Raw genomic sequence first — 11339 nt, 5'->3', positions numbered from 1 at the left:
AGCGAGAACTTACCCGAGCAGGGCCCCGGAATTGGCGGCTTCGTCACAGGTGTCTTCATCCAGCTGCTGGCTGCGGATTTCATCCCGACGGAAGACGAGCACCGAAAGGGGTGGCAGGCAGAGATCAAGGGATTGTTCATAGCCGTGAATACCCCACTGGTCGGTGAATTTGCCACCCAGGTTGCCCAGGTTGCTGCCGCCGTAGCGCTCGGCATCGGTGTTGAAGGCTTCCTCATAGAAGCCTTCCAGCGGTACACCCACTCGATAGTGGGAATGGCTCTGGGGGGTGAAGTTGGCCACCACCACAAGCCACTTGCCCGTAGCACTTTCACGACGCATGAAGCTGATGATCGAGTGGCGATTGTCGTTGCAATCGATCCACTGGAAGCCAAATTCGCTGAAGTCGTCTCCCCAGAGAGCTCGCTCAGATTTGTAGAAGACGTTGAGATCGTCGACGAGGCGCTGCAATCCCTGGTGAGAGTCGTGCTGTAACAGATCCCACTGCAAATCGCCCCATACGTTCCACTCAGACCGCTGGCCAAATTCCATCCCCATGAAGATGGTCTTCTTGCCGGGATGGGTCCACATGTATGCCAGCAGTGCCCGCACATTGGCGAATTTTTGCCAGTCGTCACCTGGCATTTTGTGCAAGAGGTTGCTCTTGCCATGTACCACTTCATCGTGGCTCAAAGCCAGCATGAAATTCTCGGTGAAGGCATACCAGATTGAGAAGGTGACGTTATTCTGGTGGAACTGGCGGAACCAGGGATCAAGCTCGAAGTAATCGAGCATGTCGTGCATCCAGCCCATGTTCCATTTGAGGTTGAACCCGAGGCCACCGATATTGGTGGGCTGGGTAACCATGGGCCAGGTGGTGGATTCCTCGGCAATAGAGAGTGCTCCGGGGAAGTGCTCGAACAGCACGTGGTTGGCCTGTTGCAGGAAAGTAACGGCCTCGGTGTTTTCCCGGCCGCCATTCTCATTCGGCAACCATTCACCATCTGGACGCAGGTAGTCGCGATAAAGCATGGAGGCCACCGCATCTACGCGGATGCCATCGATGTGGAACTCTTCAAACCAATAAACCAGGTTGGCTACAAGGAAGTTGCGTACTTCGTTGCGGCTGTAGTTGAAGATGAGGGTGCCCCACTCCTTGTGCTCGCCGATGCGCGGATCGGCATGCTCATAAAGATGGGCGCCATCAAAGAAGGCCAGGCCGTGGGCATCTTTGGGGAAGTGGCCTGGCACCCAGTCGAGGATCACGCCGATGCCTTCGGCGTGGCAACGGTCTACAAAGGAGCGGAATTCATCCGGTGTGCCAAAGCGACTGGTTGGGGCGTACCAGCCCGTGACTTGGTAGCCCCAAGAACCATCAAAGGGATGCTCCGAGATGGGCATCAGCTCGATGTGAGTGAAGCCGCGGGCCTTCACATAGGGGATGACCCGATCAGCTAGCTCTGGATAGGTGAGCAGGCGAGCACCGGGCTTGAGGTCGGCTGCAGGCACCGGCGCTCTCGGTGTGCCGTCAGGTTCGATGTAGGGCTGGTCGGCAGCGCCGTGCATCCAGCTGCCCAGATGCATTTCATACACAGAAACCGGCTGGTCGAGGGGGTTGCGGCTGTCCCGCTCCTGCATCCAGCCCGAGTCTTGCCAATGGTGGCCTGCAAGGGACTCAACTATTGAGCCGTTGTTTGGACGAATCTCGTGGCGGAAGCCATAGGGGTCGGCTTTCTGGTAGCAGTGCCCGTTTTGAGCCCGCACCTCGTATTTGTAGATCTCACCTGGCTCAATCCCAGGAATGAATAGCTCCCAGGATCCGCCCACCCTTGCCTGCATCGGATGGTGGCGGCCATCCCAGCCGTTGAAATTGCCCAGCACCGCCACGCTGCGGGCATTAGGGGCCCAGAGGCAAAACTGAACGCCTTTGACGCCGTTGTGCTCGACTACGTGGGCACCCATGCGGCGCCAAATGTGGTGGTGGTTGCCCTCTGCAAATAACAGGCGATCCAGTTCGCCCATCCACTCATGGCGAAACGACCAGGGATCGGGCTGCACGTGTTCGATGCCGCCTCGGTTGACCCGCACCTGATAGGAAGAACCAGGATCACTGCCCCAAGGGGCCTCGAAAATCCAAGGATGATTCGGGGTGGCCATCGGCAGCGATTGGCCATCGATCAGCAGCTCAACGCGCTCTGCCTCAGGCATCCAGACGCGCAGCACCCAACCGCCCGATTCGAGAGGCTGGGGCCCCAGCACCGCAAACGGGTGGTCGTGCCGGCATTCAGCCAGCCGCTGGCAATCCTCCGCCATCCAGTTAAGGGTGAGCAAGGACATGTACCAGCAGCGATCGGATGGCGAGCTTAGGCGGCCTAGGGCTCAGCGCACCTGCTTGGGGACGATTGGATCGCTGGGAAAGTCGATACCGATTATGTCGTTGTTGGCATTAAGGATCACAAACAGGGAGTCGCTCAGTCGGTTGAATTCGGTGTAAACCAAAACCAGGTGCTGGTCAGCGCTGCTGCCCGCTTCAACGGCCTTGTTGATGCGCACAAAATCTCCGGTCTGGCGCTGCAGCTGCTGCCAGCGAGCCTGCAGACTGGCGACGTCAATCTCCCCCTGCAATTCCAGGCTGAGAAAGCCGCGGGCAGAGATGAAGTGGCCAGTGCTGAGGGCCGTGACAAATTTTATGGCCACCAGGCTGGGGGCCTGATCGGCCAGATCGATGTGGTAACCGCTGATCTGTCCGGCACCATTGAGCACTAGGAACACCTCTCTCTTGCCAGCGCTCGTGTTGAGACTGACCTCCACGGTGGTGCTGCGCAGGCCGCGCTGGACGCTGAGCAGCTTCCAGCTCAGTAGTTGGGGTTGGGTACGCATTGTCTCCGCCACCATCGAAGGGCTGCTAACCGCCTTGAGTTCCTCTGAGAATTGGCTGTAGCGCAGGTTGGGATCGCGGCTTTTTACTGCTGCCAAAATGCGATTGGCGGCAGCGCGGGCGGCTTCGACGCTGAGGGCTGGACGATCCACGCCACCGCTCTGGCTCTGGGCCAAAGCCGCACCACCTGGAACTCCTGGCAGGGAAGCCACGGTGATGCTCAGCCCAGTAGCCAGGGAAAGCATGGCCAGAGCCATGCGACTGAGGGTTTGGGGCTGTTGAGCAGGGCGCAGGTGGCGCAGCGACATCGCAAAAACAAACATTTGGCTCAGTGTGGCCCAAATTTGCTGTCCAAGAGGGGCAGCAGCTGCAATTGGGAATCAGCGAGTTCGATCTCAAGCGTGATGACTCGATGGAGCGGGCCGGCAGGGCCAAGGGGCTCGCGGCCATCGCCGGGGTTGACGGCAATCTGCGGCCAGGCCGCTCCCGCTAAGGAGAGTCGCAACCGTTCGCCGGGGCCGAGTTCAGCTAGCAGGGGTTGCAATTGAACTTGCAGCAGCGATTTTTCACCGGCTGGCTGCTGGGTTCGGGCCACGCCCGTGCTCAGTTGGAGCACCCTTCCCTGGATATCCAGTACCGATAGCGTTGCACAAAGGTCAAAGCTGGGTTGGTCCGCCCGCACAGCAACAGTTAATACCGGCCGTCCCTCCAGCTCCAGGGTTGCGCTAAGTGGTGAACTCGTGAAGCAGATCACATCACCACGGCAGTCCAGATCGCCGCGCTCACATGGGCCTGGATCGAGGCCAAGGTGGCCGCCCCGGCCTGGAACTGGTCGCCAGGGATCGTGCACCAGGGCAACCTCGCCGCTGCCAAATTGATCGAGCAGCAACTCGCCCTCTTCCGCGTCGATTGTGGCCAGGCCGCTACTGCCCAGCCCCCAGCTCAGGGGGCTGCCGGCTGAATTTGGGGCTCGCCAATGGCGGCTTGACTGCTTGCCGTATGCATGGGGGTCTTTTTCTAAAAGAACGGCAACGCTTAGCTCTTCTGCAGCGGCTTGATCCTGCAGATGGTGCTGAAAAAAGGCCAGTTGCAACCGATCAAGACCGCCGTTCCAGTCGAGGTGGGTATAGGCGCCAATGCGCAACAGCGGCGAGCCCCCTGCAGCTTTAGCAAGTGAAAAGAGGTTCAAGATGCCGCGCAGATGGGGGTCGTACCAGCCACCAATCAGCAGCATGGGGCGCTGCCAAAGAGCTGGGTCTGGTTGGTGGCAAACCCACCTGGGGGCCTCGCTTGCCGGGAGCTGCAGCCAGCGACAGGCCATGCCTTGGGGGTCATGGCGCTTGAGAAGGTCCAAGCCTTCAGCAAGAAAGTCTCTTGAGTCGAGGCTGCGGCGAATTGCTTGCCAGCCGGCATCGTCCCCAAGTTTTTGGCAGCGCATGGCCGCCAATTGCAGTCCCCAGCCGAGGCCTAGGGCCCACCAGTGGGCTCCTCCCTCGCAAGCCCAGTCGCTGCGCTCGTCCAAGCCTGTCATTGCTGGAGCGAGGCAGTCAGGAATAGCCGCAGGGTCGTCGCTAAGTAATTGGGTCAGGCCTTGGTAAGAAAACCCATAGCAACCGACTCGCCCGTTACTGCCAGCAAGTTTGCGAACCCAGCGAATGGTGTCTGCACCATCGGATAACTCCTGCTCGAATCCTTGGAACTTCCCCTGGGAGGCACCTTGACCGCGCACATCCTGAACAACCACCAGAAAGCCGTGGGCTGCGTACCAGCTGGGATGGGCATAGGTAACAGTTGAGGCGATTGCCCGGCCGTAGGGCTGGCGCATCAGCAGCACCGGCCATGGTCCCTGGCCGGCTGGTTGCCAAACGCGGCTGATTAACTTGATGCCATCGCGGCATTCCATGGCCTCGTCGCGCCACTGAACCCGCAGCAGCTCTGGCGCCGGGCTGCTCACTCAGCGCACGTCGGGGCAATACAGGCCGATCACGTAGGTGATAAGAACCTCTGAATCCATGGCGCTGAGGTTTTCTTGGCGGGCGATTTGGCCTACGGCCGAGCGGGATGTAGCTGAGAGCCCCTGGGCGTTGAAGCCCTGAAACTGTCTGCAAAGAGCCTTCGCCCTGGCAGGGTTTTGCTTTACGGACTCAAGCAATTGGGATTGGGCCAGGGCAGGCGACCCAACCGCTGCAATGTTGATTAGCAGTAAGGACAGAAGACTGGATAGGGCCCTTCCAACTGCCGAATGAATTTTGGGGGAGTGGAGATCAGACAATTCATGCAGCCCCATAGCTATTCCATTTGAGCCACACGGCGCAGCGGCTGGAGCCTGCTCTAGATCAGTTTGTGGGGCGGCGTTTGGCCCGCCGGATCCATTCGCTCAAGGTGGCCAGATCGAGCAGGGGGGAAGCCATGCCTGTGAGGCTTCGCTGCAGCCGGCCCATTTGGACCAAAAGTTGATGCGGGTCACTAGCCGCCAAGCCAGCCCTGCTAGCGATGCCGGCGTAGAGCAGCAGGGCGGCTTCTGCAGGCTCGAGTCCCACCTCCACCACTAGCCGGGCCTGGCCCCGAAGCTTGATCAGCCGGGCCTCGCTGGCGCCGCCGCTGCGGCCGAGTCGGCGCAGATCCTGGTCTTGAAGACCGGCCAGTTGGGGCCAGTCATCGATGCCGGCCAGCTCCAATTGGCTTTGTTCACGCTGAAAGTGAATTGGCAATTGCCACATGGTTAGGGCTGTAGCTGAACGTCACCATCCGTCAGGCTGCGAGTGGCTTCCGCTAGCACCACCGGCTTGCTCAGCCCTGGGGCGACCGTCTCGACCCGGCGCAGTCGCACATGCACCAGGTTGTCGGCGCTGCTGCGCCCGCCACCCCTGAGGTTTAGGGCTACTTGTTGAACGGTGGCTGCCGCGGCCCCGTCCGCCAGGCCGTCTGGAGCTGTTGCCACCACCAGGTCGATGCCGTTGTCGAACACCACCGGCACGCTCACTGCTCCAGCTAGCTGCACCCGAGGGCTGTAGCTCACCGCGAAGGTCAGGCAGGAAACGGCAAGCAGAGCCGTGAAGCTGGTGACACCAACCAGGCGAAAGCGAATCCCCCAGCGGCTCAGATAACCGGCAATCGTCGTCAAAGCCAGGACCCCACTGGCGGCCCCCAGCCATTTGCCCGCTGTCAGCAGGATTGGATCAGCGGCCATAGGGCTGGAAGTTTTGGTTAGTGCCTTTATATTGCGCCGGTCGCAAGGGGTGGCAGCCCACCGGAATGGCGGAGTTGCCGGAACAGAACCCTGGGCCCGTCCCCGCTTCGTCATCACTTGCTCCCCCACCCTGGCCTCGCGGCTCCGGTGGCGTCCGCTTGCTGGCCGCATTGACTGGCAGCTGCGGCACCCTGTTTTTGCTTGCTTGGGGTGGTGATCAGGCCCTGAGAAAGCTTTACCAGCATTGGAGACCTCGGCTTGAGCAGCCGCTCAGCCAGCTTTCCGGCCATCCCGTTGAGCTTGGCGAGTATCAGGGTCTGGGCTGGGGTGGTCTGCGCATTGGGCCCAGTGGCATCGCCCCTGGGCGGCTGGATGGCTCCACAGTCTTGGTGCGTTCGGTTTCGGTGAGCCTGGACCCGCTGGCGAGCCTGCGCCAGCGTTTGCCAGTGCTGCATGTGGGCTTGGCCGGAGTGCGAGCTGAGCTGCGCCGCAATTCTCAAGGTCAGTATTGGGTGCCAGGGCGGCTTGACCTAGGCACAAAGCCGCCGCGGCTGGATCTCAGGTTGCGCCTGGTTGATCCCGCCATGCTCACCCTGCTGCCTTCCGGTGCCAGCCTCCGCCTCACGGGCCGCGGTGCAGTTCGGCCCCATCGGAGCGAGCTGGAGCTGGCGGCTTGGCTGGGCTCAGAGGCGGCCGCTGGCGAGCTGGCCATGGAGCTCCAGGGTAATTGGCAGAGTCAGCGATGGGGTGGAACCTTACGGGCAAAGGCCTTGCAGCTTGCCCCGCTGCAGCGCCTTTTAGGCGTGCCTGGTCTGCTTGCTGGCAGGGCAGATGGCACCTTCGCCTTGGCTTGGAGGGATCGCCAGCCCTTTTGTAAAGGGGGAGCCCAGCTGCGCCAATTGCGCTGGCGGCCAGCTACTGGCGTTGCCCGATTGGAGTTGCCATTCAGCCAACTGCGCTGCAGCGGCCAGGCGCTCGAATTGGATCGCTCTGCTTGGCGCTGGGGCGCACCGGGGAGCAAGGGCCTGCAGGGCACGCTGCAGCTTGAGGGGCTATGGCAGCGCAACCAGCTTCAGGTACGCCAGTTTGAGCTGGCCCGCGGCAGTTCCTGGCTAAGGCTCAAGGGGAGCTTGGCCAGGACTTTTGAGCTGACGGGGCAATGGCAGCTCCGGCCAAGCGACCTTCCCCTTCAGGCTGGAACTCCTGAGTGGGTGTTGAACCAACAGGTAGGCGGTTCAGTTTCGGCTAGGGGGCCGTGGGACCTGCCCCAGCTCCAGGCCCGCTTTGGTCAGCCCAGCAACCCCTTGCTGGGTCCCTGGGATGCGGTTTTGGCTTGGCGCGACAAGCGCCTAGTGCTGCAGCGGTTTAGCAGTGCCCACCTCTCGGCCCGTGGCGTGTTGCCCCTGGGCCTACGGGCGGGTGAGGGGCTGGTGCCAGGCCAGCTCGATCTCAGCTTGGAGCTGCAGCGCTACCCCCTGGAGCGACTCGACCTGCTTTTGGGCGCCCAAATGCGGGGAATCTTGCAAGCCTCCGGCCGGGTGCGGGGCCCTCTCAATGCCTTGACCCCAGACCTGGATCTCCGGATCGACCAGCCCGGTGCCGGCCCCCTGAGCTTGCGAGAAAACTGGCAGGGCAACTGGTTGGGTGATCCGGTTGGTGGTGGGCGCCTACGCATGGAAGCCCTCGCCCCAGCGCCGGTGGGGGTGCTTACTGCCCGCCTCGATTCCAGTTGGGTACCGCTTCAGGTGCGCCTTGAACGGGCCGGCGGGACGCTGGAACTCAACGGCCGCCCTCGGGGCTATCGCTGGCAGGCGATCCAGATGCCCCTCGATGGATTGCAGCTAGCCCTAGGGCCCAAGTCCCGCCGGCAGCCCCTGCAGGCCCTGTTGAGCGGTGAGGGCCTGCTGGAACTCCAACCCCTGGCCTTCAGCGGCAACGCCCAGCTTGATCGGCCAGTGTTTTTGGGCGTTTGGGGGAAATCGGCCCAGGCGAATTTCCGCTATGCCAAGCGTCGCTACTCAGCCCAAGGAGCTATTTCTCCTCTTGCTGGGGGCAAACTTGCCATCGATTGGAGTGGCGTCTGGCATGGCGCCTTCCGAGCCCGCCTGCAGGGTGACAGATTGCCGCCGCTGTTTTTGCAGCAGTTGGTGCGGGCCTGGCCCCTGTGGCGCGGCGAGGGGGTTCCGATCCTGGGCCGGGCCAGCGACATCGGCACCCTGCTTATCGATACCTTTGGCGGCAGCGTGCAGGACCAGCTGCGGGCCCTGGAGCTCGCTAAAGCTCGGCTGAGGGTTGCCCGGCTGGAGCGTGACCGGCAAAGCACTCCTCAAGAGCGACTGCAGCGGCTGGCAGGTCACATCGACGCAGACCTGCGCCTTGATGGAGCCACCCTGCTGGAAGCCCGCGCCGACCTCCAGGCCCGCGCCCACCTTTGGTTGCCTGAGGCAAACCAGGACCAGCCCCTTACCTCTGTGCCGGTGCTGGTGAAGTTCACCGGGCCCCTGCGGCGGGGGGCTGGCAATTTCAGCCTGGCCGACCTGCCCCTTGAGCTGTTGGCGCTGCTTACCCCTGTGCCCGCCGGATTGCGGGGCCGCCTATCTCTGCAGGGGCGCTACCGCCTCGGAACTCCCCAGCCTGAGCTTGCCCTCAACATCAGCCTGGTTGATGGCTACCTAAGGGAAACGGCTTTGGTGCTGGAGCGGGGCACCATTCAGCTGGAGCAGGCCAGGCTGCTCCTTGATCTTTCTTTGCGGGCGGCAGGGGCTTCAAGCAGCGTCGAATTGGCGGGGGTTGTGCCCTTGGATTCAGGTAAGCAGGGTCTTGAACTGCGCCTGGCCAGCCGCGACGACGGCTTGCGTTTCCTGGCGGGGCTTGCCCAGCCTGCCCTGCAGTGGAATCAGGGCAGCGGCGACCTGCAACTGCTGGTGCGCGGCAGCGTCAGCGAGCCGATCGCTAACGGATTTTTGCGTTTCCGGGGGGCTCAGTTGCAGTTCATCGGCCAAAAGGTTCGTGACGTCGATGCAACCGTGCTGTTCGACTTTGAGCAGCTCCTGCTTCAGGAGTTCAACGCCAAGGTGGGAGATAAGGGAGTGCTGCGCGGTCAAGGAAGCCTGGGGCTGTTTCGCCCTGAGGCCACCGCCGATGGCAAAGACGCCACCCTGAAGGTGGAGCTCGAAAAGGTGGCCTTCGCCATGCCCCGTATCAAGGCCGTGGCTGATGGGGCCCTCCAAATCGGAGGCAGCCTTGCTGCCCTTGATATTGGCGGGGAACTGGCTATTTCCCGGGGCAGCATCAACGTTCAGCCCGCCAGATTGGCCAGTGAAGCCAATCTGGCGGCTCCAGTAGTCAGCGCCGCTGAATTGCTCGAATCCCGCTGGAATTACGACCAGCCCTTGGTACTGCTCGGTCCGGATGTGGAGAGCAACGCCAGTGAGTCCCTGCGTGCCGCCGTAACCAACGCCAGCTTTGTGGGTTTCGATGACCTGAAGCTGAAGCTGGGCCCAAACCTGAATGTGGGTATTCCCAACCTGGCAAATTTTGGTACCAGTGGGGTGCTGCGTCTCAATGGGCGGCTGGATCCGAGCCTGCGCTTGCAGGGCGTGGTGCGGTTGCTGAACGGGCGACTCAACCTGTTCACCACCACGTTTGGACTCGACCCCGACTCTCCAAACGTTGCGGTGTTCACACCCTCCATGGGATTGATTCCTTTTCTTGACATCTCGCTGCGTACCAGGGTCTCCGACAACCTGCCGACCACCAGTGGTGTTGGGACAGCCGGCAGCCTGTCGTTGCAAGACTTTCAGGCGATTGGCGCCACCAACTCCCTCGACCAGCTCAACTTGGTGCGGGTGTTTATTAGTGTGAGCGGACCCGCGGACCGGCTTGCAGACAACCTGGTGCTGCGCAGTTCGCCGCCGCTTTCGCAAGATCGTCTCCTGGCCCTGATTGGCGGCAATACCCTTGCCGGCCTGGCGGTATCGGCAGGTGGCACCGTTCTGGCTACCGCCATAGGCCAAACCCTGCTCTCGCCCCTACTCGGCACCCTCGGCGATGCCTTCGGCCAGCGGCTCAGCTTTGCCCTCTATCCCACCTATGTGAACCAAGCTGTGGCCAGTGGCGCCGAACGCCGTTCAGGTCGGGTGCCGCCCCAGCTGGTGCTGGGAGCTGAGATAGGCCTGGATTTCACGGAACGGTTCAATGCATCTGTGTTGGCTGCTCCCAACCGCTCCGACGTGCCCCCCCAATTAAATCTGAATCTCAAGGCCTCAGAACTTCTCAACCTGCAGGGGGCCATCGACTCTCAAGGTTCCTGGCAGACCCAATTGCAGCTGTTTTTCCGCTTCTGAGCATGCCTGTGCTGATGCAGCGATTTAAATGAACCAGTTGATCGGGGTGGATCTAGGGGGTAGTGCCATCAAGTTGGGGCGCTTTAGCGAAGCCGGCGACCTGTTAGCCGAGCTGCAGGTGCCCACGCCCCAGCCAGCGATGCCAGGTGCCGTGACAACGGCGATCGTGGCGGCGGTGCAGCAACTTGATCCCGAGCGCCTGGCCGATCGGGTTGGGGTGGGCCACCCCGGTCCGAGCGACCAGGCCGGCCGGGTGGCGCGCATTGCCATAAATCTGCCGGGTTGGCTGGATGTGCCCCTGGCCAATTGGCTCGAACCGCTGTTGGAGCGACCCGTGACCCTGGCCAATGACGCCAATTGCGCCCTGATCGGTGAGCACTGGCTCGGGGCCGCCCGCGGAGTTGGCGATGTGTTGCTGCTCACCTTGGGCACGGGCGTGGGCGGTGCGGTGTTGCTTGATGGCCAGTTGTTTACAGGTCATCGGGGGGCGGCCGCCGAGCCCGGTTTGATCGGCCTCGATCCCGCTGGTCCGCCCTGCAACAGCGGTAACAACGGCTCCCTGGAATCCTTCTGCAGTCGACGCGGCTTCGATCGCCTCTCCAGCGTGGATCCGGCCGAACTCTGCCGCCGGGCCGCTGGCGGCGATGGCGAAGCCCTGGCGGTGTGGCGGGCCTACGGCCAGCTGCTGGGGCAAGGTTTGAGCTCTTTGCTCTATGTGCTTACTCCGGAGCTAGTGCTGATTGGTGGTGGCCTCAGCGGCGCCAGCGATCACTTCCTGCCAGCGGTGTGGCAAGAGGTGGAGCAGCGGGTGCAGGCGGCCAGCCGGGAGGGCCTGACGATTCGTCGCTGCAGCCTCGGCAACGGAGCCGGTCGGTTGGGGGCGGCCCGCCTGGCGCTGCAACGTTTGGCACCCAGCTTGGGATGATGG

General features: G+C 62.2%; 8 protein-coding genes. 2 read left to right on the top strand and 6 right to left on the bottom strand.

All coding sequences use genetic code 11. The annotated features are described in order from the left end of the window. Positions 1-9: 9 nt before the first annotated feature. The 6 genes from glgB to U9970_RS06335 form a co-directional block, all read right to left on the bottom strand. A complete protein-coding gene (gene glgB / locus U9970_RS06360; RefSeq protein WP_322765815.1) occupies positions 10-2334 on the bottom strand; it encodes a 1,4-alpha-glucan branching protein GlgB in 2325 nt (774 codons plus the stop codon). A gap of 42 nt (positions 2335-2376) precedes the next feature. Beyond that, a complete protein-coding gene (locus U9970_RS06355; RefSeq protein ID WP_322765814.1) occupies positions 2377-3183 on the bottom strand; it encodes a DUF3887 domain-containing protein in 807 nt (268 codons plus the stop codon). Positions 3184-3203: 20 nt separating this feature from the next. After that, entirely contained in the window at positions 3204-4829 is a 1626-nt protein-coding gene (locus tag U9970_RS06350; RefSeq protein WP_322765813.1) for a CocE/NonD family hydrolase, read from the bottom strand. Next, entirely contained in the window at positions 4830-5027 is a 198-nt protein-coding gene (locus tag U9970_RS06345; protein ID WP_322765812.1) for a hypothetical protein, read from the bottom strand. A gap of 184 nt (positions 5028-5211) precedes the next feature. Beyond that, positions 5212-5595, bottom strand: coding sequence for a DUF4332 domain-containing protein (locus U9970_RS06340; protein WP_322765811.1), 384 nt, complete (start codon positions 5593-5595; stop codon positions 5212-5214). Between the two features lie 2 nt (positions 5596-5597). Then, a complete protein-coding gene (locus U9970_RS06335) occupies positions 5598-6065 on the bottom strand; it encodes a DUF2518 family protein (protein ID WP_322765810.1) in 468 nt (155 codons plus the stop codon). A 158-nt stretch (positions 6066-6223) separates the two neighbouring features. On the opposite strand from U9970_RS06335, the gene U9970_RS06330 reads away from it, so the two are divergent. Next, a complete protein-coding gene (locus tag U9970_RS06330; protein ID WP_322765809.1) occupies positions 6224-10411 on the top strand; it encodes a translocation/assembly module TamB domain-containing protein in 4188 nt (1395 codons plus the stop codon). A 28-nt stretch (positions 10412-10439) separates the two neighbouring features. Beyond that, on the top strand, positions 10440-11336 hold the full coding sequence (locus U9970_RS06325) for an ROK family protein (protein ID WP_322765808.1): 897 nt from the start codon (positions 10440-10442) through the stop codon (positions 11334-11336). The last annotated feature ends 3 nt before the right edge of the window (positions 11337-11339 follow it).

The sequence above is a fragment of the Cyanobium usitatum str. Tous genome, from assembly GCF_963920485.1.
Lineage (GTDB): Bacteria > Cyanobacteriota > Cyanobacteriia > PCC-6307 > Cyanobiaceae > Cyanobium_A > Cyanobium_A usitatum_A.
Note: the sequence above shows the minus strand (reverse complement) of the source record. Positions and strands in the feature narration are given on the sequence as shown.

Excerpts from the sequence above, each read along its gene's own strand:
- U9970_RS06325 (WP_322765808.1), top strand. The coding sequence starts at position 10,440 with ATGAACCAGTTGATCGGGGTGGATCTAGGGGGTAGTGCCATCAAGTTG.
- U9970_RS06335 (WP_322765810.1), bottom strand. The coding sequence starts at position 6,065 with ATGGCCGCTGATCCAATCCTGCTGACAGCGGGCAAATGGCTGGGGGCC.
- U9970_RS06355 (WP_322765814.1), bottom strand. The coding sequence starts at position 3,183 with ATGTCGCTGCGCCACCTGCGCCCTGCTCAACAGCCCCAAACCCTCAGT.
- U9970_RS06340 (WP_322765811.1), bottom strand. The coding sequence starts at position 5,595 with ATGTGGCAATTGCCAATTCACTTTCAGCGTGAACAAAGCCAATTGGAG.
- glgB (WP_322765815.1), bottom strand. The coding sequence starts at position 2,334 with ATGTCCTTGCTCACCCTTAACTGGATGGCGGAGGATTGCCAGCGGCTG.